Source organism: Umboniibacter marinipuniceus (assembly GCF_003688415.1).
GTDB lineage: Bacteria > Pseudomonadota > Gammaproteobacteria > Pseudomonadales > DSM-25080 > Umboniibacter > Umboniibacter marinipuniceus.
On record NZ_REFJ01000001.1, the window covers coordinates 63206 to 89298 of the forward strand.

At 49.4% G+C, this 26093-nt stretch carries 23 protein-coding genes; 5 read left to right on the top strand and 18 right to left on the bottom strand.

The window, feature by feature from the left end:
• Nucleotides 1-9: 9 nt before the first annotated feature.
• The 10 genes from DFR27_RS00340 to rpmH form a co-directional block, all read right to left on the bottom strand.
• A complete protein-coding gene (locus tag DFR27_RS00340) occupies nt 10-333 on the bottom strand; it encodes an ATP synthase subunit I (RefSeq protein WP_147434491.1) in 324 nt (107 codons plus the stop codon).
• 183 nt (nt 334-516) lie between these two features.
• Nucleotides 517-1392, bottom strand: a complete 876-nt coding sequence (locus DFR27_RS00345; protein WP_121875471.1) for a ParB/RepB/Spo0J family partition protein — start codon at nt 1390-1392, stop codon at nt 517-519.
• A 3-nt stretch (nt 1393-1395) separates the two neighbouring features.
• A complete protein-coding gene (locus tag DFR27_RS00350) occupies nt 1396-2178 on the bottom strand; it encodes a ParA family protein (protein WP_121875472.1) in 783 nt (260 codons plus the stop codon).
• Nucleotides 2179-2188: 10 nt separating this feature from the next.
• Complete coding sequence (gene rsmG / locus DFR27_RS00355) at nt 2189-2812, bottom strand: 16S rRNA (guanine(527)-N(7))-methyltransferase RsmG (protein WP_245962575.1); 624 nt, start codon at nt 2810-2812, stop codon at nt 2189-2191.
• Entirely contained in the window at nt 2805-4679 is a 1875-nt protein-coding gene (mnmG, locus tag DFR27_RS00360; protein WP_121875473.1) for a tRNA uridine-5-carboxymethylaminomethyl(34) synthesis enzyme MnmG, read from the bottom strand. The genes rsmG and mnmG overlap by 8 nt, the downstream gene beginning before the upstream one ends.
• Before the next feature lie 353 nt (nt 4680-5032).
• Nucleotides 5033-6379: a tRNA uridine-5-carboxymethylaminomethyl(34) synthesis GTPase MnmE gene (gene mnmE / locus DFR27_RS00365; protein WP_121875474.1), complete on the bottom strand. Its 1347-nt coding sequence runs from the start codon at nt 6377-6379 to the stop codon at nt 5033-5035.
• Between the two features lie 77 nt (nt 6380-6456).
• Nucleotides 6457-8094, bottom strand: a complete 1638-nt coding sequence (gene yidC / locus DFR27_RS00370; RefSeq protein ID WP_121875475.1) for a membrane protein insertase YidC — start codon at nt 8092-8094, stop codon at nt 6457-6459.
• A gap of 6 nt (nt 8095-8100) precedes the next feature.
• Nucleotides 8101-8358, bottom strand: coding sequence for a membrane protein insertion efficiency factor YidD (gene yidD, locus DFR27_RS00375; RefSeq protein ID WP_121875476.1), 258 nt, complete (start codon nt 8356-8358; stop codon nt 8101-8103).
• Entirely contained in the window at nt 8324-8704 is a 381-nt protein-coding gene (gene rnpA, locus DFR27_RS00380) for a ribonuclease P protein component (protein WP_121875477.1), read from the bottom strand. Before rnpA ends, yidD begins: the two co-directional genes overlap by 35 nt.
• A gap of 41 nt (nt 8705-8745) precedes the next feature.
• Nucleotides 8746-8880 (bottom strand): 50S ribosomal protein L34, encoded by a 135-nt coding sequence (gene rpmH, locus DFR27_RS00385; protein ID WP_121875478.1) that lies wholly within the window; start codon nt 8878-8880, stop codon nt 8746-8748.
• Nucleotides 8881-9163: 283 nt separating this feature from the next.
• Here rpmH and dnaA point away from each other — a divergent pair, with 283 nt between their 5' ends.
• Genes dnaA through gyrB form a run of 4 tightly spaced genes read left to right on the top strand, consistent with a single transcriptional unit; the run spans nt 9164 to nt 15452 of the window.
• Nucleotides 9164-10744, top strand: a complete 1581-nt coding sequence (dnaA, locus tag DFR27_RS00390; protein WP_121875479.1) for a chromosomal replication initiator protein DnaA — start codon at nt 9164-9166, stop codon at nt 10742-10744.
• Nucleotides 10745-10784: 40 nt separating this feature from the next.
• Nucleotides 10785-11888: a DNA polymerase III subunit beta gene (gene dnaN, locus DFR27_RS00395; RefSeq protein ID WP_121875480.1), complete on the top strand. Its 1104-nt coding sequence runs from the start codon at nt 10785-10787 to the stop codon at nt 11886-11888.
• A gap of 12 nt (nt 11889-11900) precedes the next feature.
• Nucleotides 11901-12995, top strand: a complete 1095-nt coding sequence (recF, locus tag DFR27_RS00400) for a DNA replication/repair protein RecF (RefSeq protein ID WP_121875481.1) — start codon at nt 11901-11903, stop codon at nt 12993-12995.
• Nucleotides 12996-13037: 42 nt separating this feature from the next.
• Nucleotides 13038-15452, top strand: coding sequence for a DNA topoisomerase (ATP-hydrolyzing) subunit B (gene gyrB, locus DFR27_RS00405; RefSeq protein ID WP_121875482.1), 2415 nt, complete (start codon nt 13038-13040; stop codon nt 15450-15452).
• Nucleotides 15453-15562: 110 nt separating this feature from the next.
• Here the strand turns inward: gyrB and DFR27_RS00410 are convergent, their stop codons facing one another.
• From DFR27_RS00410 to glyQ, 3 genes are all read right to left on the bottom strand, one after another.
• Nucleotides 15563-16264, bottom strand: a complete 702-nt coding sequence (locus DFR27_RS00410) for a lysophospholipid acyltransferase family protein (protein WP_121875483.1) — start codon at nt 16262-16264, stop codon at nt 15563-15565.
• Nucleotides 16265-16408: 144 nt separating this feature from the next.
• Nucleotides 16409-18478 (bottom strand): glycine--tRNA ligase subunit beta, encoded by a 2070-nt coding sequence (gene glyS, locus DFR27_RS00415; protein ID WP_121875484.1) that lies wholly within the window; start codon nt 18476-18478, stop codon nt 16409-16411.
• Nucleotides 18478-19428 carry a glycine--tRNA ligase subunit alpha gene (gene glyQ / locus DFR27_RS00420; RefSeq protein WP_121875485.1) on the bottom strand — a complete coding sequence of 317 codons (951 nt, stop codon included), beginning with the start codon at nt 19426-19428 and terminating at the stop codon, nt 18478-18480. Before glyQ ends, glyS begins: the two co-directional genes overlap by 1 nt.
• 104 nt (nt 19429-19532) lie before the next feature.
• Between glyQ and DFR27_RS00425 the strand changes: the two genes are divergently transcribed.
• Nucleotides 19533-20411: a lysophospholipid acyltransferase family protein gene (locus tag DFR27_RS00425; protein ID WP_121875486.1), complete on the top strand. Its 879-nt coding sequence runs from the start codon at nt 19533-19535 to the stop codon at nt 20409-20411.
• 1 nt (nt 20412) lies between these two features.
• Here DFR27_RS00425 and DFR27_RS00430 read toward each other — a convergent pair whose 3' ends face one another.
• The 5 genes from DFR27_RS00430 to def are packed head-to-tail and all read right to left on the bottom strand — an operon-like array spanning nt 20413 to nt 26055.
• On the bottom strand, nt 20413-21888 hold the full coding sequence (locus tag DFR27_RS00430; protein ID WP_121875487.1) for a TrkH family potassium uptake protein: 1476 nt from the start codon (nt 21886-21888) through the stop codon (nt 20413-20415).
• Nucleotides 21889-21896: 8 nt separating this feature from the next.
• Nucleotides 21897-23282 (bottom strand): Trk system potassium transporter TrkA, encoded by a 1386-nt coding sequence (trkA, locus tag DFR27_RS00435; RefSeq protein ID WP_121875488.1) that lies wholly within the window; start codon nt 23280-23282, stop codon nt 21897-21899.
• A gap of 16 nt (nt 23283-23298) precedes the next feature.
• Nucleotides 23299-24603 carry a 16S rRNA (cytosine(967)-C(5))-methyltransferase RsmB gene (gene rsmB, locus DFR27_RS00440; RefSeq protein ID WP_245962576.1) on the bottom strand — a complete coding sequence of 435 codons (1305 nt, stop codon included), beginning with the start codon at nt 24601-24603 and terminating at the stop codon, nt 23299-23301.
• On the bottom strand, nt 24596-25543 hold the full coding sequence (gene fmt / locus DFR27_RS00445; protein WP_121875490.1) for a methionyl-tRNA formyltransferase: 948 nt from the start codon (nt 25541-25543) through the stop codon (nt 24596-24598). The genes rsmB and fmt overlap by 8 nt, the downstream gene beginning before the upstream one ends.
• A 2-nt stretch (nt 25544-25545) precedes the next feature.
• Nucleotides 25546-26055: a peptide deformylase gene (gene def, locus DFR27_RS00450; RefSeq protein WP_121875491.1), complete on the bottom strand. Its 510-nt coding sequence runs from the start codon at nt 26053-26055 to the stop codon at nt 25546-25548.
• Nucleotides 26056-26093 lie beyond the last annotated feature (38 nt).

A 26093-nucleotide genomic window follows, 5' to 3' on the forward strand; every position in this document is an offset into this window, starting at 1 on the left:
TCAGCTGGGTTACAGCCGAATAGAACCAACCCATCCCACTACAACGCCGATTATAAAACCAACGATGATGTGTACCGCATACATGCCGTCTACCGCCATGAATGCCACCGCAAAAAGTAACGCGGTTAAGATGAACTTTATGCTTTCACCCTTGTAGAACGAACCAACAATCTGCTGGGCGTTCTTCGCTCCCTGAAATCGGTAACCAAACCAGATAAAAATAGCATTGGGAACCAACGCAATTAAAAGTCCTGATAAGACGGCCAACATGTGACCAACCGAAAAGAGTGCGATACTCACAGTAGCTACAAGTGTGATTATTACAAATTGCATTACGAGCCATTGTCGCCAAGGGAACTCGCGGATTTTCTTGCCGTTTGTAAATGCCACGTAAATCGAGCCTAGTCTGTGTGGGTAATTGCGCTCAAAGCGCGCAAATTATAGGTGAGTAGCTAATGCTATTCAACCGTAATGCGACCCTTGGCTACTGTTTTCGTCTGCTTTTCGACCAACGGACTATTTTATGCGAGCGAGAATACCATCGAGCTCGTCTAAACTAGCGTAACTCAGCTCGAGCTTGCCCTTGCCGCCCTTGCGTTGAGTAATCTTCACTGGAACGCCAATTCGCTCGGATAATGACTCCATTAAACGCTCAACATCCGGGTCTTGCTTTGCAGTAGCCGACTTCAAAGACTTGCCTGCGAGCAGCCCGCGTACGTGATCTTCTGTCTGGCGAACCGATAACCGCTTAGCAATTACCCATTCCGCCGCAGCGCGCTGCTTGTCGACATCAAGAGCAAGTAGTGCTCGTGCATGCCCCATTTCCAAATCACCGTTCTCCAAAAACGTTTGGACGTCGCCAGCCAATGTTAGCAGGCGAAGCAAGTTAGTGACGGTAGCGCGATTTTTACCGACTGCCTCAGCCACTTCAGCGTGCGTTAAGTCAAAGGTGTCCTTTAAGCGATTAAAAGCAATGGCCTGCTCCATAGCATTGAGATCTTCCCGTTGGATATTCTCAATCAGCGCCATCGCCGCGGCTTGGTTGTCATCAATGTTTCGAACGAGCGCTGGTATTGATGCCATCTGGAGTGCCTGACAGGCACGCCATCTCCGCTCCCCAGCAATAAGTTCATACTGTGTTGCCGTTTTACGAACGACAATTGGCTGCATGAGCCCCTGCTCTCGAATAGACATAGCAAGCTCTTCAAGCGCTTGCTCATCAAATTCTTTACGTGGTTGGTAGGGTGAGCGCGAAATCATCTCAATGGGAAGTAACTTCAACTCACTCGCCTCGGGCGACTCAGTATTGGCTTCAACCGAATTCTCTACCGCAGATTTAACCGCCAACAGCGCGTCCAAGCCGCGTCCTAACTTTGCTTTTTTTTGCACCATATCCTAAGCACTCATCGCTATTTGTTCAGCTCTTCGAATAACTTCGCCCGCTAACGCGAGGTAAGCTATCGCCCCTTTTGACTGCCGATCGTAATTCAACACAGGTAGGCCATAGCTTGGCGCTTCAGCCAGACGAACATTCCTAGGAACAACCGTTAGATATAATCGGTCACCAAAGTAATCTTTCAGCTGCTGGGAGACTTCATTGGTAAGCGAGTTGCGAGGGTCGTACATGGTGCGCAGAATCCCCTCAAGATGAAGGTTCGGATTGATCACCCGCTGAATTTTGTTGATGGTATCAACCAGGGATGAGAGCCCCTCTAATGCATAGTATTCACACTGCATAGGCACCAATACGGAATCAGCGGCCGCCAGGGCGTTTACCGTCAGCATATTTAACGATGGCGGGCAATCGATGACAATGAAGTCGTAGTCTGCCTGAATACCAGCCAAGGCTTTAGCTAAGCGTGTTTCCTTGTAATCAAGGTCCAGCAATTCAACTTCCGCGGCGGTAAGGTCGGCGTTAGCCGGCAGTACGTCAAACTGTTTCGAACCGTCGCGCTGAATCGCTTCTTTCACATCGCACTCGCCAACCAACACATCGAGGACGGAAAGAAATAGATCATACTTATCCACGCCAACACCCATTGTGGCGTTACCCTGTGGGTCCATATCTACCAGCAGCACACGTTTTTTGGTAGCTGCAAGCGACGCTGCCAAGTTGATACTGGTGGTCGTCTTGCCAACACCGCCCTTCTGATTGGTGATCGCAAATAATCTAGCCAAGTACTACTCCCTAAAGCGACTCTAGCACCACCATCTGACGGGTGCGGTCGGTATCGTAATCTGACAATTGAATTTGTTTATTGACCTTAAAGCTTTTCGGAACTTCACTCAACTCATCTTCGCTTAAATGTGCTTTGAGCGCGAAAAACTTACCGTTTGGACCGGGCAAGTGTGCACACCACCGCAGCATATCGCTCAGGCTAGCGAAAGCCCTACTCAGCACCCCATCATAGGGTTGAGCAGGTTGATAAGCCTCTACGCGAGAATTAATAATCTCGATGTTATCTAAGCCCAACTCCAAAGCAGCTTGGAACATAAAGCGAGTGCGCTTGCCGTTACTATCTAGCAATGTGAAATGGCAGTGAGGCATTGCGATAGCAAGGGGTAATCCAGGCAGACCCGGGCCCGTGCCGACATCAATGAAGCGCGTTCCCTCAAGGTGGGGCATCACCACAATCGAATCGAGGATATGCCTTGGCACCATATCCTCGGCATTGCGAACTGAGGTCAGATTGTAGGCTTTGTTCCACTTATCCATTAGCATGACGAAGCGGGCCAGTTTATCCGTGGCCTCAACATTCAAGTCTAAATCCTTAAGCCCACTTTCAATTTGACGCTGAATAACATCAAGCACTGCGCTTTGCTCCACGTTTGATATAGATTAACAAGAGCCCGACTGCAGCGGGAGTTACGCCCGATATCCGGCCAGCTTGACCTAGCGTTAGCGGCTTCACATCATTGAGTTTTTGGCGAATTTCATTGGACAAGCCATCTACCGTTTCGTAATTAAACTCAGCGGGAATTTTGATATCTTCCGAGCGATGTAAACGATCGATTTCTTCTTGCTGTCTAGCGATGTATCCCGCGTACTTAGCACCAATCTCAACCTGTTCAGCAACCTGCTCTTCGCTAACTGCCAGACCACTTAAATGCCCCACCGCAGCATAGTTAAGCTGAGGCCGCTTGAGCAAGTCTAGTAAGCTTTGTTCGCGTTGAATCACCTCACCTTTATCGGCGAGACTGGCGGCGGCTGGCGTATTCGGATGAACGTAAGTGGTGCGTAGGCGCTCCATCTCGTTGGCAACGGCGTCTCGCTTGCGAGAGAACGCATCCCAACGCTCATCACTAATCAAGCCGTACTGCCTTCCCATATCGGTAAGACGCTGGTCGGCGTTATCTTCTCGGAGGAGCAACCGGTATTCGGCGCGCGAGGTAAACATACGATAGGGTTCTCGCGTTCCTTGGGTGATCAAATCATCAACCAAAACGCCCGTATAAGCTTGGTCGCGACGGAAGATTAATGGCTGAAGCCCTTTAACTTGGCCGGCCGCATTAGCCCCTGCAAGAAGCCCTTGCGCGGCCGCTTCCTCATACCCTGTAGTACCATTGATTTGTCCCGCGAAGAAGAGGCCATCGATACACCGCGTCTCTAGCGTAGGTTTTAAATCCTGAGGATTAAAGAAGTCGTACTCAATGGCGTAGCCAGGACGTGTAATATGCGCCTGTTCAAAGCCAACCATGCTCTGAACCGCGGCAAGCTGGATATCAAAAGGGAGGCTAGTTGATATACCGTTAGGGTAGAGTTCATGGGTAGTTAAACCTTCTGGCTCAACGAACACTTGATGCGAGTCTTTATCGGCAAATCGCATAATCTTATCTTCGATTGACGGGCAATAACGCGGTCCAACACCTTCGATCACCCCCGTATACATGGGTGATCGATCTAAACCTTTACGAATAATTTCATGGGTTCGCTCATTGGTATGAGTGATATAGCAGCAAATTTGTTCGGGCTGCATAGAACGATTACCCATGTAACTCATTAGCGGGGTTGGTGTGTCGCCCCATTGTTCTGCCATCTTTGAGAAATCGACAGTTTTAGCATCAATTCGTGGCGGTGTTCCTGTCTTAAGGCGATCAACTCGCAACGGCATCGCTCGTAGTCGCTCAGCGAGCGCGATTGACGGCGGATCTCCCGCACGTCCCCCAGATTGATTCTGCAAGCCAATGTGAATGGTTCCGCCTAGAAATGTCCCGGCCGTTAATACCACGGTCTTACCGTTAAAACTCAGCCCCATTTGAGTTTCAACACCAGTCACTCTGTTTCCATCCATTCGGAGGTCAGTAACAGCTTGCTGAAAAATCGTAAGATTTTCTTGGTTTTCCAGATGAACTCGAATCGCATTGCGGTAGAGGGTTCGGTCAGCTTGAGCACGGGTTGCTCGAACAGCTGGACCTTTGCGCGAATTCAAGACGCGAAACTGAATCCCAGCCTTGTCCGTGGCGAGTGCCATTGCTCCGTCTAAGGCATCAACCTCTTTGACAAGGTGAGACTTACCGATACCACCAATTGCCGGATTACAGGACATCTGACCCAACGTTTCAATGTTGTGAGTCAATAACAAGGTTGCACACCCCATACGGGCGGCTGCTAATGCGGCTTCGGTACCAGCGTGGCCACCGCCGATAACAATGACGTCAAATGATTTGGGATGTATCACAATATCAATCCATGAGTTTTGGGGATTTCATTATACGCGAATCGAGAAGATGCTCATAATCTGTAAATACACTATTAAGTAAGATTATTTTTAAGGATTATTGATTAGTTTTTATTGTTATTTGTTATTAAGGGCCCCTTTGCCTGTGTAAAACTTTAGTATCCCCCCTAATATACTGATCTCTAGCTCGATTTTGGGTGTTACTAATGAGGCTAAGATACTGGTAACAAGCTGGTACAAGTTGGGGGCTAAAGTGGCAGTTATACACAACCGTAGTAAACCGTTAAGTTGTGCACATTTATATCCTTACTTAATTCACAGCTAAGGGGCGCGGTTATACCGCGCTTATCCCCTCATTTTCCGATGCAAAAGGATCCGAAAATATGCCCCAATAGATCGTCACTTGTTACCTGACCGGTAATTTCCCCCAGCGACTTTTGGGCTAAGCGTAGGTCTTCAGCCAGTAGCTCGCCGGCATGAGCTTCAAATAATTGGAACAGTCCATCTTCCACACTCTTAAGCGCTCTCTCCAGCGCATCAATATGACGACGTCGTGCCATGAAGGCACCCTCTCCAGCAGTCTGAAAGCCCACCGCGTCCTTTAGGTGTTCGCGCAACAGGGCTACACCGTCCCCGTGCTCGGCAGAAAGGGTAATCGTTGCCTGTCCGCTGTGACTATGGATGCCTGCCTCTACACCGGCTAGGTCGCACTTGTTAAGTACGGTAGTGAGTGGGATGTGATCAGGCTGAGGGATATCACTTGGCCAGTCCGCTTCATCACTCGGCGAACTGAGGTCGCGGACGAGAAGAATGTGATCGGCGCGTTCAATTTCATCATAGGCTCGCTTGATGCCCTCTCGTTCAACAACGTCCGGCGCATCGCGCAATCCCGCGGTATCCACAATGTGCACGGGCAAGCCATCGAGATCGATGACCTCGCGGAGGACATCGCGAGTAGTGCCGGCTATATTAGTAACGATGGCGCTATCTTTGCCGGTTAAGGCGTTGAGAAGGCTCGACTTTCCGGCGTTCGGTCTACCGGCTATCACAACCGTCATGCCATCTCGTAATAACGCTCCCTGTCTAGCCGTTGCCAACACACTGTTAAATTCATCGCGTAACGCTTCGGCCATCGCCTGGATCTTGCCATCGCTGAGGAAGTCAATTTCCTCGTCGGGGAAATCTATCGCAGCTTCAACATAAACGCGAAGGTAGGTAAGTTGTGCAACGAGTGCATTAATTCGATTAGAGAAGACACCGTCCAGCGATTGAAGTGCCCCGCGAGCAGCTTGTTCGGTTGAGGCATTTATAAGGTCCGCAACGGCCTCTGCCTGCGCAAGGTCGAGCTTGCCGTTCAAGAAAGCTCGCTCACTGAATTCACCCGGTCGAGCAAGGCGAGCATTGCGCTTAACAAGCGCTCTAACAATTCGATCTAGGAGAATTGGACCGCCATGACCTTGGAACTCAACAACGTCCTCGCCGGTAAAGGAGTTTGGGCCGGGAAAGTAAATGCAAATGCCTGTATCTAGAACCTCGCCATCTTCAAAGTGACCATAGTGGGCATAACGAGGTTTAAGTTCGTGAGCAACGAGCTCAGCAGCAATTTCTTTAGCTAGCGGCCCTGACAGCCGAACAATGCCTACCCCACCTCGACCCGGAGGGGTGGCGATTGCGCAAATAGTGTCGTTATCTAAGTTCATAGTGAGCTTTCGTACCTGTGTAAAAAAGCCGCTCATGAAGCGGCTTTATGTTTATTCAATAAGTGTAGCTGATTGCACTACTTCTTCGCTGCATCCTTTTCAATTCCACGGTAGACATAAATCTGCTGTAGCATCGAAATCAAACTATTGAACAACCAGTAAAGTACCAAACCGGCTGGGAAGAACATAAAGAAGAAGGTGAAGATGATTGGCATAAACTGCATGATCTTCGCCTGCATTGGGTCTGGAGGTGTCGGGTTTAAACGTTGCTGTAAAAACATTACCACGCCCATCGCTATAGGTAGCACAAAGTACGGATCTTTCACCGATAGATCCTGTATCCAAAGCACAAACGGTGCATGCCTAAGCTCGACACTTTCCGCAAGCATCCAGTACAACGCAATGAAAACTGGCATTTGTAGCAAGATAGGTAAACAACCGGCCATTGGGTTGATCTTTTCCTGCTTATATAGCTCCATCATAGCTTTTTGCTGTTGCTGGCGATCATCGGAATAGCGCTCACGAATCTCTTGAATGCGCGGAGTAAACTTGCGCATCGTTGCCATGGAGCGGTAGCTGATGGCTGATGGATAGTAGAATAGGCCTTTGATCAAAATCGTTAGGGCAATAATAGCGAAGCCCCAATTTCCGAGTAAGTCATGGAAAAGGTCCAAAGCAACGAAAAGTGGCTTTGCAATCCACCATAGCCAGCCGTAATCAACGGTTAGGTCAAGGTATTCGCCAAGCTCAGAAAGCTTTTCCTGATCCTTAGGACCTGCATAGAAAGTTGCGCCAAAGCGAGCCGATTCACCGGCCGCGATAATCTGCTGATCACTTGTAAAGCCAAAACGATAGAAGCCGTTGGCCATTGGTTCGCCATAGAAACGGTTAGTCCCTTCAGTGGTTGGCACCCAGGCGCTGATGAAATAGTGCTGAACCATTGCAACCCAGCCGCCGTTTACGTTGGCACTGTATTTTGTTTCGCTCAGGTCTTCAAAGTCGCGTTTAACGAAATTTTCATCCTGCTTGGTGGTCGCCATCCCAAGGAATGGCTGCATAGCACCATCATTATCAATTAGCGGCGCGCTGGTATCGCGCTTAATTTGGCCGTAGAAGTATCCGCGCCACTCCGTTGCCGTTTGGTTATCAATAAGATAGTTAACGTCAATAGTGTGCTCACCTTCAGTAAAGGTGAATCGCTTGGTAATCGTCACGCCAGGTGCTTGTTCGAGCGTCAGGTCAACGGAGAGTGATTCGCCGCTAAGCTGATAGCTTCGCGCTTCACTATTAAAGGTTGGTCGTGAGCCACTGCCATCGGTGCCGTTTGGTCCAATCAAGCCGCTTTGTGCGATGTAAACATTACCTGGGCGATTGAGTAGCAGTGGAAGTGGGTCGCCGCTTTCTTGATCTAACGTGTGATCAATGAGGGAAACTGTCTCAATATCACCGCCAACAGGATTGATTTCAACGTAGAGTTGAGGAGTGGTTACCTTGATGAGATCGGTTGATATTTGGATCTCGGGTTGTTGGTCATTGCTAATGGCACTTGGCACATCGCTGACGCTATCAGTCGCCGGAGTGTCGAGCGGCATTGCTGCACGTGAAGTCGACTGCGCTACGGCTGATTCAGGTGGTGTGAAATTTGACCACTGAAAAACCAGCGCCATCACGACGCCAACCATGCCGATTAGTAAAGTATTACGTAACCAATCCATAAAATACTACTGCTCTTTGTTAGTGAGTTTTTTGTTATCTGGTACATCGTCGAATCCACCAGGGTGCCAAGGGTTACATTTAAGGATTCGTATGAATCCTAAGTAACAGCCTTTTATTAGGCCGTGGCGGTCTATCGCCAGCTCAGTATAAGCAGAACAGGTTGGATAGAATCGACAGCTGTTCCCAACCCAAGGGCTAAATAGATAGCGATAGAGTGCGAACAAGCGCTTAATTATGCGGTGTTTTGACTTCTTTTTGCACATTTTTGTTCAACTTTCGCCAAAGATAGTTGAGTTGCTGCTGTAGAAAGGCGTTATCCGCACCTTTAGCAGGTGGCTTAACCAGAGCAATGACATCCATTGCGGGTAATTCGTGCTGCTTTAAGCGGAAGTGTTCTCGAATCTGACGCTTGATGCGGTTTCGATCAACGGCGCGCTTAGAAACTTTTCGAGAGATGATTATGCCCAGACGGGGGGTATCAAAGCCGCTTTCGGCTGCAAGCAACATCACCTCTTTAGTAAAGGCTTTGTATTTCACAGCATCGAAAACGGATTGATAATCGGCTGAATTGAGTAGACGGAGCTGCTTACCAAAGTTTAATTCGGCCACTGTTCTACCTACTCAATTAGCGATTAAAATGTCTAAAGAAATTAGACAGTGAGACGCTTGCGACCCTTCGCACGGCGACGGTTAATAACCTGACGACCGTTGGCTGTTGCCATGCGAGCACGGAAACCGTGAGTACGCTTGCGCTTCAGAACGCTTGGTTGAAATGTGCGTTTCATAATAGATTCCTATAGTTGCGAATCACGCGAAGCTCAAAAAATTGAGCGCGCATTGTATGGCAGATCACTACCTGACGCAACGACTTTGTTGAAAAAAACAGCAAATATTTCGCGCACAGCTAGTGCACAGAATGCCCACAGTATACGCACAACGAGCTGTGGATAACAGTAGCGCAAACCCCTTACTTGCGCGTATTTTTTGCACTATTAGATGTGTATAAATTACTTAGCTTGTGGCACAATTGTGGGTAAGTTATACCAATAATAATTAAGGCGTTGTTACGTGAGTTCTTCCCTGTGGGCATCGTGCCTCGAACAATTACAGCAGCAGATACCTAAGCAGCAATACTCAACATGGCTTGCTCCGCTAGTTTTCGTCTCGCTGACGGATGATACCTTGACGCTTTCAGCACCTAATCGCTTTATTCAGGATTGGGCTGCACAGCAATTTAGCAATCAAGTTGAGTCGGTATTAAGCGCTTTAGGTCAACCTCGGAAGGTTATTTTTACGGTGGCCGCGAGTGAAAATTCGGGTAGTAAGCGCCCGGTATTTAAGAGGAACCGAAAGCGAGGTGCACTCAGTAGTAAGGTTGGCTCAGTAGTTAGCACTCACAAACAAGATGAAGCGCCGAGTCCAGCTAAGCGAGACGCCTCTCCTTCGCGCTTAAGTCAGGCGCCAACGAGTACTGATTTGGACGTCGCGCCAATTGGTGGCGGTTTACTAGAGCTTGGTGAGGCAAACAGGTCAATTGACACGACCGCTACGGCGGAGGTTTTCAAGCTAGCTCCATCTGCTTCAGTGACGATACCGCCACCTAAAACAACGCCCGATGCTCATAATTCATTGCTGAACCCTATGTTCGACTTCGAAAGTTTTGTTATTGGTAAGTCTAACCAGTTGGCAGCTGCTGCGGCTCGCCAGGTTGCAGAAAATCCGGGTGCCGCAGGCCAATATAATCCCCTCTTTATCTATGGTGGTGTAGGCTTGGGGAAAACCCACTTGATGCAGGCTGTTGGTAACGAAATTGTTCGCCAAAAGCCAGATGCTAAGGTTCTTTATCTTCGCTCGGAGCGCTTTGTGGCAGATATGGTAAAGGCGTTACAACTCAACGCAATGTCTGAGTTCAAGCGCTATTACCGTTCAATGGATGCGTTATTGATAGACGACATTCAGTTTTTTGCTGGAAAAGATCGTACCCAAGAGGAGTTTTTTCACACCTTCAATGCGCTGCTTGAAGGTGGTCAGCAGATTATCGTTACCAGTGATCGCTACCCTAAAGAGATTAGTGGCTTAGAGGCTCGCCTAAAGAGCCGCTTTGAGTGGGGCCTAACGGTTGCGGTTGAGCCGCCAGAGCTTGAAACACGGGTAGCTATCTTGATGAAGAAGGCGGCACTGCAGAAGATGGTGCTTCCCGATGACGCGGCGTTTTTTATCGCACAGCGGATACGCTCGCATGTCCGAGAGTTAGAGGGAGCGTTGACGAGGGTGGTGGCGCACGCTCGTTTCGTAGGTCAGCCAATTTCCATTGCGCTGATCAGAGACGCACTTAGGGATTTGTTGGCAATTCAAGACAAGCAGGTTAGCGTAGATAACATTCAGCGCACAGTGGCCGACTATTACAAATTGAAGCTGTCGGAACTGTTGTCAAAGCGCCGTACCCGTTCAATCGCTAGGCCCCGGCAGTTGGCAATGGCGTTAGCTAAAGAGCTTACCAGTCATAGTTTCCCTGAGATTGGGGAATACTTCGGTGGTCGCGACCACACAACGGTGCTTCATGCTTGCAAGAAGATTAAAGAGCTCAAGTTGTCAGATTCAGACGTTCGTGATGACTACGAGACGTTACATCGCAGTTTAACCAGTTAAAACCATAAGCATAAATAAGTGCATAAGGGAGTTCATTTAGATGAAATTTACAGTTCAGCGTGATGCATTACTTAAGCCGCTCCAGCAGGTTGCGAGCGTTGTTGAGAAACGCCAGACATTGCCGATTCTAGCAAATGTATTGCTATCGGCTGAAGGCACTTCATTGTCGCTCACGGGTACAGATCTCGAAGTTGAAATGAGTGGCCGTGTCGAGATTGAGAGTTGTGAGGCCGCTGGCGCTGTGACGGTACCGGCTAAGAAGCTACTCGACATCTGTAAGGCATTACCTGATGACCAGCCTATTCACTTTGCTGAAGATGATGCCAAGGTGGTGGTCCGTTGTGGTCGCAGTCGTTTCACGCTTTCTACGTTACCAGCGTCAGAGTTTCCTAAGGTTGAGACAGGCGAGGATGGTAGTAAGTTGGTGATCGCGCAGCGTGTGCTGCGGAGGTTGATTGATGCCACAGGGTTTTCGATGGCACAACAGGATGTTCGTTACTACCTAAATGGCATGCTGTTCGAGTTAACCCCAACCTTTATTCGAACCGTAGCCACAGACGGTCATCGTTTGGCGGTAGCCACCGAGCCTATGTCAACCGGTATGAGTGAAGACTCTCAATGCATTCTGCCTCGAAAAGGTGTCATGGAGTTGGTGCGCTTAGTAGAGCACTCGGATGATACGGTAGAGTTATACTTAAGTGCATCGCACATGCATATGGTCTCAGAGCAGTACTCGTTTACTTCTAAGTTAGTTGATGGAAAGTTCCCCGATTACAACCGCGTACTACCGAAGGGCGGAACTAATATTGTGTTGGGTGACCGAGAGTCTTTGCGATCAGTATTTTCGCGCGCAGCCATTCTCTCTAACGAGAAGTACCGAGGCGTACGTGTCAGCGTAAAAGATAACCTCATGACGGTAGTTGCAAACAACCCTGAGCAAGAGGAAGCAGAGGTTCAGGAAGAGGTTAGTTTCGATGGCGACTTCATTGAAATCGGCTTCAACGTTAATTACGTTCTTGATGTTCTAGGTGTGCTGGGTAGTGACGAAGCTAAGCTAATTATGGCGGACTCTACTTCAAGTGTGCTTATCCAGGCTGGTGACTCTACTGACGCACAGTATGTTGTAATGCCAATGCGCCTATAAGCTCCGCTTTTAATGCGCCTTAACAGAATCATCATTCAGGGGCTCCGTAATATCTCTCACGCAGATATTCGGGGCTTCTCTCGTTTTAATCTAATCATCGGTCCCAACGGATCGGGTAAGTCTTCGTTCTTGGAGGCTTGTCATCTTTTATCTACGGGGCGAAGCTTTCGTAGTCGGCAGATCAAGCCCGTCATTTCAACCGATCTTCCCGAGGCAGTTTGCTTTGCTGAAGTTTCAACTGAAGGGGCTGTAGCGCGCAAGATTGCAGTCAAGAAGACACGTTCTGACGAATCAGTTTACCGTATCGACGATACAAACTTTAGAAACCCGTCAGAAATGGCTCGAATACTCCCTGTGCTGCTGATAGAGCCGGCACTCTTCGTGTTGATGGATGGCGGACCAGTTGTCCGCCGTAGCTTTATAGATTGGGGAGTGTTCCACGTGGAACATTCTTTTTTAAAACTATGGCAGCGTTACCAGCGGGCGTTAAATCAGCGGAATAAGCTACTTAAAAGTGGTATACTATCCGAGCAGGAGTTGGCCCCTTGGGAGGCCGAAATGGCTGATTGTGGCGCTGCTATCACGGGCTTTCGTGAGCAGTACTTCCAGCGGCTTTTCGAAGAGTTCGAGAGCTTGGTTAGCGGTTTTAGTGATTGGGATCTACCAAGTATCACCTTTTCTCCTGGTTTTAGCGGTGAGTTAGCTACAGCGTTGGCAGACAATCGTACTAAGGATAGCCAGCTAGGCTACACGTCGGCAGGTCCGCACCGAGCAGATATTAGGCTTCGAAGTGGACGGTTTGGTGCCGAAAAAGTATTGTCACGTGGCCAACAGAAGATGCTTATTATCGCGTTGAAGCTTTCGCAAGCGAGCGTCTATTTTAAAACGCACAATCAAAAGGTGGTTTTCCTCCTAGATGATTTGTCGAGTGAGCTCGACGCCGGTAATTTTAAGCTACTTATTCCGCTGCTTGCCGAACTCGGCGAGCAGGTGTTTTTGACTGGAGTAGATACCTCATTAGAGGAAACGGTCTCTGATGCCCTTCAGGCTGGTAATATTGATTCAAACTTAGCTGTGTTCCACGTGGAACATGGTAGTATTAAATAATAAATTAAATGCTTCTGAGAAAGCACCGACATTGAGGTTCCTATGAGCGAACAAGAATATGATGGGTCGAGTATTAAAGTACTAAAAGGCTTGGATGCTGTACGTAAGCGTCCGGGTATGTACATTGGTGATACCGATGATGGCACAGGCCTTCACCACATGGTTTTTGAAATCGTCGATAACTCGATTGATGAGGCGTTAGCTGGGCATTGCTCAGAGATTCGCGTAACAATTCATCCGGATAATAGCGTTTCAGTATCAGATAATGGCCGCGGGATACCAGTAGATATCCATGACGAAGGTGTTTCTGCGGCAGAGGTCATCATGACCGTTCTTCACGCGGGTGGTAAGTTTGACGATAACACCTACAAGGTGTCTGGCGGGCTTCACGGTGTTGGTGTTTCTGTAGTGAATGCACTTTCTAAGAAGCTTACACTAACAGTAAGGCGCCACAATAAGATTCACGAACAGGTCTATCACCATGGCGTGCCTCAGGCGCCGTTAGCGGTAATTGGTGACTGCACAGATAGCGGCACAAAGGTACACTTTGAGCCTTCAGAAGATACCTTTACGAACATTGAATACCACTACGATATTCTAGCCAAGCGTTTGCGAGAGCTAAGCTTCCTTAACTCTGGAGTACGAATTGTTCTCCATGATGAGCGGACTGGAAAAGAAGAAGCGTATGAGTACCAAGGTGGCGTAGAGGCCTTCGTTGAGTATCTGAACCAAAATAAAACAACAATTAATGATCGTATTATCCACATTAAGTCCGATCACGAAGATGGCGTAGGCGTTGAGGTTGCACTGCAGTGGAATGATGGTTATGCGGAGAATATTCTTTGCTATACCAATAATATTCCACAGCGCGATGGCGGCACCCATCTAGCTGGTTTTAGAGCTGCACTTACACGAACCCTCAATCAGTACATTCAAAATGAAGGTTTTGGTAAAAACGCGAAAGTAACCTCCGCTACCGGTGATGATGCACGTGAAGGTTTGACTGCCATCATCTCCGTTAAAGTGCCGGATCCAAAATTCTCGTCACAGACTAAAGATAAATTGGTCTCTTCTGAGGTTAAATCTGCTGTTGAACAAGAGATGGGGCGGGCTTTAGCTGATCACCTCCTTGAGAATCCAGCCGAGGCCAAACAGATCATTAACAAGATGATTGAAGCGGCTAGAGCACGTGAGGCGGCTCGTAAAGCACGAGAAATGACCCGTCGAAAGGGTGCGTTAGATATCGCCGGCCTACCCGGTAAACTTGCTGATTGCCAAGAAAAAGACCCTGCATTGTCTGAACTCTACATTGTGGAGGGTGACTCGGCGGGTGGTTCAGCCAAGCAAGGACGAGCGCGCAAGACTCAGGCGATTCTTCCGCTTAAGGGTAAGATCTTGAACGTGGAGAAAGCGCGATTCGACAAGATGCTTTCATCCGTAGAGGTTGGTACGCTAATTACCGCGCTCGGCGCTGGGATTGGTAAAGACGACTACAACATTGAAAAGCTTCGCTATCACTCAATTATCATCATGACCGATGCCGACGTGGATGGTGCGCACATTCGTACGCTGCTGTTAACTTTCTTCTTCCGTCAGATGCCTGAGCTCATTGAGCGCGGACATATCTTTATTGCACAACCACCACTCTATAAAGTGGGTAAGGGTAAGCAAGAGCAATACCTAAAGGATGACGAAGCGCTCACTGACTACTTAACGCAAAACTCACTTGAGGGTGCAGAGCTATTCGTTAACGCTGATGCCCCAGCGATTGCGGGCGAAGCGCTTGAGGATTTGGTTAAGGCCTACCGCAACAACTTAGGTCGTGTAGAAAAGCTTAGCCGTTTGTATCCTGAGCAAATGTTAATGGAACTGATAGATCAGGCGCCATTAACAATTGAGTCGCTTAAGGACCAAAACTTCATGTCAGAGTGGGCAGCATCGCTTGAAAAGGCGCTGTCAGCTAACACTGAAAATGTTCGTTGGAGCATCTCCACGAAGCTCGATGAAGAACGTGGTGAACACCTAATTCTTATTGATCTGCTTGAGCATGGGGTTAATCGCGAGTACGTCATTACTCGAGAGTTCATCTCCGGGAAGGACTATCGCGAGATGGTAGCGCTCCAAGAGAAACTTACGGGTTTAATTGAAGAGGGTGCTTTTGTGAAGCGCGGTGAGCGCCGCAGGGATGTCCAGCACATTAGTGACGTCTATGACTGGCTTCTAGGTGATTCGCGTAAGGGCCTTTATATCCAGCGATACAAGGGTCTAGGTGAGATGAACCCTGAGCAGCTGTGGGAAACGACAATGGATCCGGGTACTCGCAGAATGCTACGAGTTACCATTGACGATGCCATTGGCGCTGATCAAATGTTTAATACTTTGATGGGTGACCATGTAGAGCCACGCCGCGCGTTCATTGAGTCTAATGCGCTAATGGTTGAGAACTTAGACGTATAACGGCTAAGAGCGGTTAATGTAAAGGATGTGGCTGGTGAAACCAGCCCGTTATAACCGAAGGACCACTCCCTAAGCAGGGGGTGGTTTTTTTATAGGTGTAGTACTAAGCGCTAGAGGTTCTGCTCTACAATCCAGTCTCGCGCAGATTGAGTGATTTCTGCTACGGAAGACTCCGATGTATCAATGGCTTCGCCAATGACTACTTTGAAGATTCCCGGCGACTTCTTAAAGGTGCGAGCGGGCCAGACCGCGCCGGCGTTGTGCGCAACGGGAATCGCCTTAACACCTGCACGCTTAGCGAGTTGAGCGCCGCCTCGGGCAAACTTGCCAATTGTAGGATAATCGTTTCGCGTTCCCTCAGGATAAATAATAACGCTCGTTCCCGAGGTCAATCGCTTTTCACCCTTCTCCATCATCTGTGCCAGGGCCTGACGGGGCTTTCCTCGATCAATACCAATGGGCTTACTTACCCAAGCTCCCCATCCAAAGAATGGAATTTTAAGCAACTCTTTCTTAAGGATAGGCACGGCGGGAAAAAAGAGTGACTGGAGGACGAAGGTTTCTGGGCTGCTCTGGTGGTTAGCCATGACCAGTACCGTACTACCATCTTTAGGGATATTCTCCCTGCCCTCAATGACGAGCTTTACGCCACACGATAATCGTAACCAACCCACCACAGCCCAACACCATAGGCAGCCAACACGAAGTCTCATCCTATAGCTCATTAGCGGTGCTGAGATTGGTGCAATAGTCCCATAGATAATGGTGATAAGCGCAAGGCCAATATAGAAAATAGTGGAACGAAACAGCATTAATAATCCTTTGGAGGTATGTAGGTACTTACAAACCGGGCGTTATTTATGTGACTGACCGGTTCTGGATGAGCATAGAATGCCACCTTTTCCAAGAAGAGCCAAGGGAAAATAAAGGGGGATTAAACCCCCTTTCGTACTTTGTTAAACCAAGCGTGAAATGTCAGCAACGGCACCGAAGAGATTGGAGAGTCGCTTTAAGATCGCCAACCGGTTCGCACGAACTGCATCGTCTTCAGCGTTCACCATTACGCCGTCAAAGAAGGCATCAACCGGACCACGAAGTTCAGCGAGGGCAAGCATGGATTCCGTATAGCGCTTCTCCGCAAGTAGCGGTTGGACGATAGGCTCTACACTGAGTAACTCGTTGTAAAGTGCTTGCTCAGGAGCTTCAGAAATCAACGAGGGGTCGATATCGTCACTAACAGCATCTACCTTAGCGAGAATGTTACCAACGCGCTTATTCGCCGCAGCGAGCGCTTCAGCGGCGTCAATTTTAGCGAAGTCTGTCACCGCCAATACGCGGGCGTTGAAATCCACAGGGCTAGTGAGTGACTTCTCAAGTACCGCGTTGACGGCATCAGCACTAATACCCTCTTCAACATACCTAGCCTTAAAGCGCTCGAAGACATAGTCCACTATTTGCGCTCGGACCTGAGAGTGGTCGAATTCAACGTGTTGTAGAGACTTAAGCGCCAAATCGGTGAGCTCCGCTAGATCTAAGTTGAGGTTGTTCTCAACAATTAAACGAAGCAGCCCAATTGAGGCTCTGCGGAGTGCGAAGGGATCCTTCGAGCCGCTTGGAATCTGACCAATTGCAAAGATACCGGCTAGCGTGTCCATTCTGTCCGCAATGGCGATAGCTGTCCCCGTAGCGGTACTAGGAAGCGAATCGCCCGCGAAGCGCGGCATGTAATGCTCGTTCATAGCGCTAGCAACTTCTGCACTCTCGCCATCGTGGCGGGCATAGTATTCGCCAGCAAGCCCCTGTAGATCATCAAACTCTAAGACTAACTCAGAGCTTAAATCTGCTTTACAAAGTTTGGCGGCGCGTTGTACGTCGGCCGCTTTGGCACCAACAATTGTTGATATTGACGTTGATAGCGCGGCAATACGATCACACTTCTCTGCAATCGTTCCAAGCTGCTTTTGAAAAACAATCTTCTCAAGCTTTTCGGCCTTAGATTCTAATGAAGTTTTAAGGTCTGTCTTGTAAAAGAAGTCTGCGTCCGCAAGGCGTGGACGAATTACTTTTTCGTTCCCTTCAATCACCGACGAAGGCTTAGAGGATACGATATTCGAAACGAATACGAACAAGGGTAATAACGCGCCTGCGTCATCAACCACATGGAAGTACTTTTGGTGTTCTCTCATGCTTGAGATGAGTGCCTCGGCTGGAACCTCCAGGAACTTCGCCTCGAACGACCCTGCCATGGGCACAGGCCACTCTACAAGGCCGGTAACTTCATCTAGCAACTCGGCACCAATAACGGTGTTACCGTTAGCGGCGGCACCTACTTCGGCCGCCCCGTCACGAATTAGTTGGCGGCGCTTTTCGAAGCTCGCGACGACCTGCCCGTCATCAAGTAGAACTTGTTCATAGGCTAGCGCAGAGGGAACAATCAAGTCGCCCTGCGAGTGGAAGCGGTGACCACGCGTGACGTTACTACTTTCAATACCCAGCACAGTCATAGGTACGATAGCGTCATCGGCTAGCGCAAGTAGCCACTTTACTGGGCGAACAAATTCGGCGCGGCTAGCACCCCAGCGCATGCGCTTAGGGATGGGTAGTTGCTGTAGGGCCTTTTCAACGAAACCCTGTAGTAAAGCAGTTGTGGATTGCCCCTGCTGAGTGCTGCGAAAAGCCAGACGAGTACCCTTTGGCGTTTCTACTTCGATTAGCTGATTAAACTCTGTGCCACATGAGCGAGCAAAGCCCTCAGCTGCCTTGGAGGGATTACCCTCTTTGTCAAAGGCGGCTTTAACATTTGGGCCGAGCTTTTCAACGTCGGTATCGGCTTGGCAAGCTTGCACATTATGAACGAGCACACCAAGGCGACGCGGTGCGGCAAAGCTTTCAACCTGCTCAAAGTTAAGTTCTGCGGCCACTAAGCTATCTTTGATGCTTTGGCTAAAGGCATCTGAGAGCGCCTTTAATGACTTCGGTGGTAGCTCTTCAGTGCCAAGTTCGATAAGAATATTCTGGGTTGTCATTATTTGTTCTCCCCTAACGCGGCGAGCACTTCTTCACGGATATCTGGACGAGCAAGTGGGAAACCTGCCTTTCTACGTGCCTCAAAATAGGCTTCGGCGCAGGCTCGGGCAAGTGTTCTAACGCGCAGAATATAACGTTGGCGCTCGGTAACAGAAATTGCATGGCGAGCATCTAACAGGTTGAATGCGTGCGAGGCTTTCATGACACATTCGTAGGCGGGCAGCGGCAGTGACGCCTCAATGAGCTTCGCGCTTTCGGCTTCATAGTCATCGAAATGCTGGAAGAGTGTCTCTACGGTTGCATGTTCGAAGTTGTAGGTGGACATTTCAACTTCGTTTTGGAGGAAGACATCGCCATAGGTGACAACACCTTCGGCACTTTCAGTCCAAACCAAATCGTAGACGCTGTCCACGCCTTGTAGATACATTGCGATCCGCTCTAAGCCGTAAGTGATTTCGCCCAAAACTGGATAGCACTCAAGACCACCGACCTGTTGGAAGTAGGTAAACTGGGTCACTTCCATCCCATTCATCCATACTTCCCAACCAAGTCCCCAGGCGCCAAGCGTTGGCGATTCCCAGTTATCCTCAACAAAGCGAATATCGTGCTCAGTCAAGTCCACGCCCAGCGCTTCCAATGAACCAAGGTATAGCTCTTGAATGTTGTCAGGTGATGGTTTCATGACAACTTGAAATTGGTAATAGTGCTGGAGCCGATTAGGGTTTTCACCGTAACGTCCGTCCGTTGGCCGGCGACACGGTTGCACGTAGGCTGCATTCCATGACTCGGGACCAATGGCTCGAAGGAAAGTTGCTGGGTGGAATGTACCCGCGCCTACTTCCATATCAAGCGGTTGCATAATGACACAGCCATGCTGAGCCCAGTATTGTTGAAGGGCAAGGATTAAACCCTGAAACGTGTTAATATCGACGCGGTTGTTGGCAGACACAGACTTCGCCGCCTCCTAGTTAAATAGTGTTAAAAAAAGTGCTGCCATTATACTTAGGATCGCAGCTACTGCCTAATAATTGACTCATTATCGGCTTGAGACAGATGAAATTCCAAAAAATAGTGGTAAATACTCTTCTAAAGCTTCTTTCGAAGCTTAATTTGCGACAAGCAAGGTGGCTGGGGCGAGTCTTGGGTTCAATAGTTTGGCGAACTGATAGCGGCCCAAAGAAGTCCACCCTACGCAATTTGGAACTTGCCTACCCTGATATGAATCAAGCAGATAGAGATTTGTTGGCGAAGCGCTCTCTGCAGCATATGTTCAGCTTGCTGCCCGAATTTGCAATCACCTGGAATGCCAGCAGTGATTGGCTGCAAAACCAGGTGCAATCAATCCAGGGGGAAGCATTGCTGGCGTGCCCAGAGGGAAAAGGCGTAATCATCCTTGCTCCCCACTTGGGGAATTGGGAGGCGATGGGGCAAATTATCGCTACGAAGGTGGCAATGACGGCCATGTACGCACCACCCAAGCAGGCCTTTCTTGAACCCATCGTCCGCAGCGCTCGCGAGCGCTTTGGTGTGAATATGGTTCCGGCAACAGCAAAAGGGGTTATCGGTCTAACCCGAGCCCTAAAGAAAAACGAAAGTGTCTTTATTCTTCCCGACCAAGTTCCCGATGGTACGGGTGGTATTCATGCGCCATTTTTTAATGTTAACGCCTTCACCATGAAGCTAGCTGCCGGTTTAATAAGCCGAACGGGCTGCAAAGTTGTTATGGCGGCAGGCTTTCAGAGCGCTGATGGGTGGAATATTGTTTTGGAAGAGGCTGACCCTGAAATATATAGTGAGGATGTCCACACTTCGGTTGCAGCGATGAATCGTTCAGTTGAAAAGCTAGTTAGTTACCACCCAGAGCAATACCAGTGGGAATACAAGCGCTTCCGCAAACTTCAAGATCCATCTATCCACTATTACCGCTTTTAGTCTAGTCACGCCAGAATGTGGGTGTGAACAGAACGAGCAGTGTGAATACCTCAAGTCGGCCCATGAGCATGGTGAAAGATAGGAGTAATTTAGCGCCATCGCCAAGGGATTGATAGTTGGCGGCGACGTCTCCCATTCCAGGCCCAAGGTTGTTAATACAGGCAGCAACGGCGCTGAAAGCGGTTAGGAAGTCATAACCCATTGCCATCAATACCAGCCAAGTCATGACGAAGGTCAGCATATAGATAGCGATGAAACCCCAGACTGATTCTAACACTCGCGAGGGAACAACCTTCTGGTTTAACTTAATATGGCGAATGGCGTTAGGGTGCACCAATCGGTATAGCTCACGCTGGCCCTGGCGTACCAATAACACCCAACGCATCGCTTTCATTCCGCCGCCGGTGGATCCAGAACTCCCCCCAACAAATGCCATGAAGAAAAGTAAGAATGGTAGAAAGAGTGGCCAACTAGTGAAATCTTGTGTCGCGAAGCCGGTAGTGGTGGCGATAGATACCAACATAAACGCGCCGTGATAAAAGGCATCTTCCAGCGGTAAGGTCTCGGTGAGCCAGAGGTACCAAACGGTAATTGCAATGCCTACTGCTAGTAGCCACAAATAGAACTTACATTCGCTATCCTGAAAATAATGGCGAAGGCTATTCTGCTGCCAAGTGACAAAGTGTAAGGCAAAGTTAATACCGGATAGCGCCATAAAAATTGTCGTCACCCACAGGATCGTGTTCGAATCATAAAAGCCAATACTCGCGTCATGGGTTGAGAACCCGCCTATCGACGTGGTGCTGAGTGCGTGAGCGATGGCATCGAAACTCGACATTCCCGACACATACAGTGATATTGCACAGGCCACCGTTAGCGCGATGTAGATGGATGCCATTGACTTGGCCGTCTCGGCAATGCGCGGTGTAAGTTTGGAATCCTTAACCGGACCGGGCGTTTCGCTTTTATAGAGCTGAAGCCCCCCTACTCCCAAGGCTGGGAGAACAGCAACCGCGATGACAATGATACCTATTCCGCCAATCCACTGTAGCAGCTGACGGTAGATCAATAGTCCTCGTTCCATGGTGTCGAGGCCAGATATGACGGTAGCCCCGGTGGTAGTTAGCCCGGAAAAAGATTCGAAGATCGCGTCCACCCAGGAGATATTTAATTCTTCAGATAGCGCGAATGGCAGGGTTCCCAATAAACTCAAGGTGGTCCAGAACAGGACAGTTATAATGAAACCATCGCGGACTCGTAACTCATAACGTTGAGCTTGTTTTCGCATTGCCCAGCGTATCGTTGAGGCCGTTCCAAAGAGTATGCCTCCAACAAAGATAGAGATGTAGAAACTGGTGGATAACGAGGTATGGCTTTCGCCATACCACTCTGAAACCACGATGGCGGGGAGAAAAGCCACGGCTGAAAACAGCCATATCATTAATCCTAGAACTCGTCCTATTACCGCAAATCGCATGTATACACCTAAAAGAAGCTAAAGCTCACCTGGAAGAGCTTTTCAATATCAGCCACATTCTTCTTGTTAACCAAGAACATGATTACGTGATCTTCAGACTGAACCCTGATGTGGTCATGGGCAATGAGCACCTCTTTCTTGCCGTCTATTTCGCGAACCAGCGCACCAATGGTTGTGCCCGGCGGTAGCTTCAGCTCAGAAAGCTTTCGGCCTACGACTTTAGAGGAGTGCTTATCGCCGTGCGCTACCACTTCGATTGCTTCAGCCGCCCCGCGGCGCAAACTGTGCACGTTAACAAAGTGTCCACGGCGAACGTAGCGCAGCAATTTACCAATAGTGATCAACTGAGGTGAGATGGCGATATCAATTTCGCCACCCTGAACAAGATCTACATAGGATGGATTAGAAATTAGGGTGATGGTCTTCGTAGCACCTAATCGCTTCGCAAGCATTGAAGACATAATGTTTGCTTCGTCATCATTAGTCAGAGCGCAGAACACATCTGTGTCTTGAATATGCTCTTCCTTAAGTAGCTTTTCGTCTGTTGCACTGCCAGCGAGGACGACCGTTTTCGACAGGTCCTCTGAGAGGGTATAAGCCTGATCTGGATTAAACTCAATGAGTTTTACGTGAAAGTCCTTCTCGATGAGCTCCGCCAAACGCTTACCAATGTTACCGCCGCCAGCAATAGTAATCCGTCGATAAGGTTTATCTAGGCGCCGCAACTCACTCATTACCGCCGTAATGTCTTTGGCGTCGGCAATGAAAAAGACTTCGTCATCGGCTTCGATGATCGTGTCGCCCTCGGGCATAATGGCCTCACCGCGGCGAAAAATAGCGGCAACACGAGTGTCAACCGACGGCATATGATCGCGAATACTGCGCAATTTTTGATCCACTAATGGGCCACCATAATAGGCCTTCACTGCAACCAGCGAGACCATGCCGTCGGCAAAATCGAGCACCTGAAGGGCCCCGGGATTAATTAGCAGGCGATGGATGGCTTGAGTGACCAGGTCTTCCGGCGCGATACGAACATCAATAGGAATGTTGGTATCGGAGAATATTTCGTCTTTTAGCGTGTAGGCGGTGCTCCGAATTCGAGCAATTTTGGTGGGTGTTCTGTAGAGTGCGTGAGCGATCTGACAGGCAACCATATTCACTTCGTCACTGTTGGTTACCGCAATCAACATTTCGGCATCAGCGCCGCCGGCAGCCTGCAAAATATCAGGATGGGAGCCGCAACCGATGACTACACCAATATCGAAACGCTCCTGCAGTTCGCGGAGCCGCTTCTCATTAGTGTCAACAATGGTGATATCGTTTTGTTCGTTTGCCAAGGTTTCAGCTAATGTACCGCCAACCTGACCGCCGCCTAGAATGATAATTTTCATTATTTAGTAGCCTAGCCTACTGAGCACGCTTTTGTAACAGGCAGTAGTAAAACCCATCGTGGCCGCCGTCACTCGGAAACAGTTGTCTTCCATGCAGCGCTGGCGCTCCCCACGAGGCGTTAATTGCCTCTTCAACAGCATCATCCGCCTTCTTTAGGAAAGTTGCAATAGTTTGCTCGTTCTCGGCTTTGAGTACCGAGCATGTTGCGTAGAGAAGTTTGCCGCCAGGCTTTAGCGTGCCCCAGACTTTTTCTAGGATGTTTAACTGAAGCTCACTGAGAGTTTTTATATCGGCTTTGCGGCGCAGGATTCGGATATCGGGGTGGCGACGAAGAACACCCGTTGCTGAACACGGGGCATCGAGGAGGATGCGGTCAAAGGGTTCTCCATCCCACCACGCGTTCAGATCGCCAGCGTCAGCAATGCTTAGCTCGGCGTGCAAGCCAAGGCGTTGCAAGTTTTCAGTGATACGAACAGCTCGATGTGGCTCCAGCTCAATAGCTTGGAGGCGTTGTTTTGCTTGGCGCTCTAAGAGATGACAAGTCTTCCCGCCCGGGGCGGCACAGGCATCGAGTACACGGGCGTTCTCGGGAATAGAAAGCAGCGACGCGCTCAATTGTGCCGCTTCATCTTGAACGGATACCCAGCCATCCTGCCAATGAGGTAGTTGTTCTACCCCAATGGGACTTTGCAAATAAATGCCCTCGGGCGAATGCGCAGCCGGTGCCGCGGCAATATCGCTAGCAGTAAGCAGCCCAAGGTATTCATCACGACGGCAACGGCGCAGGTTCACCCTCAGTGTCATGGGCGCCCTACCATTATTCGCGGCAAAGATATCTTCTGCCTGCTCTGGCCAATCGGCCTCGATAGCTTGAGCCAACCAATTGGGATGGTTATGGTAGAAACCTGGCATTCTATCTTGGCTGGGTGGGCTGACCGGATTACGCTGCATGCCTCGAAGCACACCATTGATGAGTCCTGTCGCCCACGGTTTCTTCAACGCTTTAGCAGCACCGGCGGTTTCCCCAATGGCGGCGTGCGCTGGTACATCCGTATGGCGTAGCTGAAAAACGCCCAACATTAACAGCGCTTGGACATCTGAGTCCTTCGGTTTAAGCGGTTTATCAAGGCGTTGATCAATCAGATAGCTCAGCTCACGATAGTGTCTAAGCGTACCGTAACACAGCGCTTTCAACAGTGCCGCGTCACGCCCCTCTAAGTCTCCGGTAGCATTGCTTAACAAGCCCGTGAGGGAGCCTTTATGCTGGTAGATGGAGCTGATGATGCGTGCCGCACGAAGCCGAACCGAGGATTTAGCCAAAGTGTTTACCTGCTGTGAATAACTCGGGAGATCCATTGACGATGTCACTCACTGCCATGACCCGCTTGCCGGACCGCTGCAGCTGAGTAAGCTGCAGTGTGCCCTTTCCGGTGTTAACCACTAAGCCAGATTTGTCAGCGCTAATTACGGCGCCCTCGGCAGCATTAGCTGACACGGCTTCCTGGCTGATGATGGCGGCGGTATGAACGCGAATCACTTCGTCATTAAATAGCGTCCACGCAATGGGAAATGGATTAAAGGCGCGAATTTTACGTTCAATCTCAACAACGTTAAGCGTCCAGTCAATCTTGCCTTCCTCTTTGCTGAGTTTGTGCGCGTAGTTCGCGAGCGAGTCGTCCTGGATTTCACCTTGAATTGGCCCGTTACGTAGCTTCTCTACCACTTCTTGCAGCTCAATGGTTCCCGCTGCAATAAGCTTATCGTGCAGGCTGCCAGCGGTTTCCGAAGGACTAATAGCTACCGTCAACTTGCTTAACATAGGGCCGGTATCTAGCCCCGCTTCCATTTGCATGATGGTGACGCCAGTTTGTTGGTCACCGGCTTCAATGCAGCGTTGGATCGGCGCGGCGCCGCGCCACCGAGGTAAAAGCGAGGCGTGGACATTAATACAACCCATTCTTGGCGTGTCTAGCACGCGCTGCGGTAGCAATAGCCCGTAGGCAACTACCACCATCAGGTCCGCTTGGTAGGCCGAGAGTTTTGCTACGTCTTCATCAAGCTTAAAATTAAGCGGTTGCTCTACCGGTAGACCCGCTTCCAGCGCTAGCGCTTTAACGGGGCTGGGAACCAGCTTCTTGCCTCTTCCTGCACGTCGATCGGGCTGAGTGTAAACGGCAACTACCTCAATATTAGCAAGATCAAGGAGCGCTTGAAGGTGCGCAGCAGAAAAGTCAGGCGTGCCCGCGAAAATAATACGCATGATTACTTGGCTTCCAAACGTTGCTGCTTTTCAAGTTTTTTGCGAATTCGATTGCGCTTCATGGCAGAAACATAATCAACAAAGAGCTTGCCATTGAGGTGGTCTAGCTCGTGTTGGATACATACCGCCAACAAGCCATCCGGTTTAAGTTCAAACGATTCACCCTTGGCGTCGTAAGCTCTAACCACAATGTTTTCTGGCCGATCGACCTGTTCATAGAAGCCGGGCACAGATAGGCAGCCCTCGTCGTACGGAGCCTCTGGGCCATCGAGCACTTCAATGGTAGGATTGATAAAGACTAGGGGGGAATCTCTTTCATCGGAGACGTCAATCACTACCACGCGTTGATGTACATCAACCTGGGTTGCGGCAAGACCAACACCTGAGGCCTCATACATGGTCTCAATCATGTCTTGAACGAGTGTTTCTAATGCCTCGTCAAACACTTCAACGGGCGCTGCGATGGTCCTCAAACGCGGGTCTGGGAACGTTAAAATATCTAAGATAGCCATAAACTGTGTGACAAACTCCTAGTAAATACGCCGTTGGC

What these genes read in the sequence shown, in the direction of transcription:
- yidC (WP_121875475.1), bottom strand. Translation starts at nt 8,094, where the DNA reads ATGGATTGGTTACGTAATACTTTACTAATCGGCATGGTTGGCGTCGTG.
- def (WP_121875491.1), bottom strand. Translation starts at nt 26,055, where the DNA reads ATGGCTATCTTAGATATTTTAACGTTCCCAGACCCGCGTTTGAGGACC.
- rpmH (WP_121875478.1), bottom strand. Translation starts at nt 8,880, where the DNA reads ATGAAACGCACATTTCAACCAAGCGTTCTGAAGCGCAAGCGTACTCAC.
- DFR27_RS00340 (WP_147434491.1), bottom strand. Translation starts at nt 333, where the DNA reads ATGCAATTTGTAATAATCACACTTGTAGCTACTGTGAGTATCGCACTC.
- mnmE (WP_121875474.1), bottom strand. Translation starts at nt 6,379, where the DNA reads ATGAACTTAGATAACGACACTATTTGCGCAATCGCCACCCCTCCGGGT.
- DFR27_RS00425 (WP_121875486.1), top strand. Translation starts at nt 19,533, where the DNA reads ATGAAATTCCAAAAAATAGTGGTAAATACTCTTCTAAAGCTTCTTTCG.
- fmt (WP_121875490.1), bottom strand. Translation starts at nt 25,543, where the DNA reads ATGCGTATTATTTTCGCGGGCACGCCTGACTTTTCTGCTGCGCACCTT.
- glyS (WP_121875484.1), bottom strand. Translation starts at nt 18,478, where the DNA reads ATGACAACCCAGAATATTCTTATCGAACTTGGCACTGAAGAGCTACCA.
- DFR27_RS00430 (WP_121875487.1), bottom strand. Translation starts at nt 21,888, where the DNA reads ATGCGATTTGCGGTAATAGGACGAGTTCTAGGATTAATGATATGGCTG.
- recF (WP_121875481.1), top strand. Translation starts at nt 11,901, where the DNA reads ATGCGCCTTAACAGAATCATCATTCAGGGGCTCCGTAATATCTCTCAC.
- DFR27_RS00345 (WP_121875471.1), bottom strand. Translation starts at nt 1,392, where the DNA reads ATGGTGCAAAAAAAAGCAAAGTTAGGACGCGGCTTGGACGCGCTGTTG.
- trkA (WP_121875488.1), bottom strand. Translation starts at nt 23,282, where the DNA reads ATGAAAATTATCATTCTAGGCGGCGGTCAGGTTGGCGGTACATTAGCT.
- dnaN (WP_121875480.1), top strand. Translation starts at nt 10,785, where the DNA reads ATGAAATTTACAGTTCAGCGTGATGCATTACTTAAGCCGCTCCAGCAG.
- yidD (WP_121875476.1), bottom strand. Translation starts at nt 8,358, where the DNA reads ATGTGCAAAAAGAAGTCAAAACACCGCATAATTAAGCGCTTGTTCGCA.
- gyrB (WP_121875482.1), top strand. Translation starts at nt 13,038, where the DNA reads ATGAGCGAACAAGAATATGATGGGTCGAGTATTAAAGTACTAAAAGGC.
- DFR27_RS00410 (WP_121875483.1), bottom strand. Translation starts at nt 16,264, where the DNA reads ATGCTGTTTCGTTCCACTATTTTCTATATTGGCCTTGCGCTTATCACC.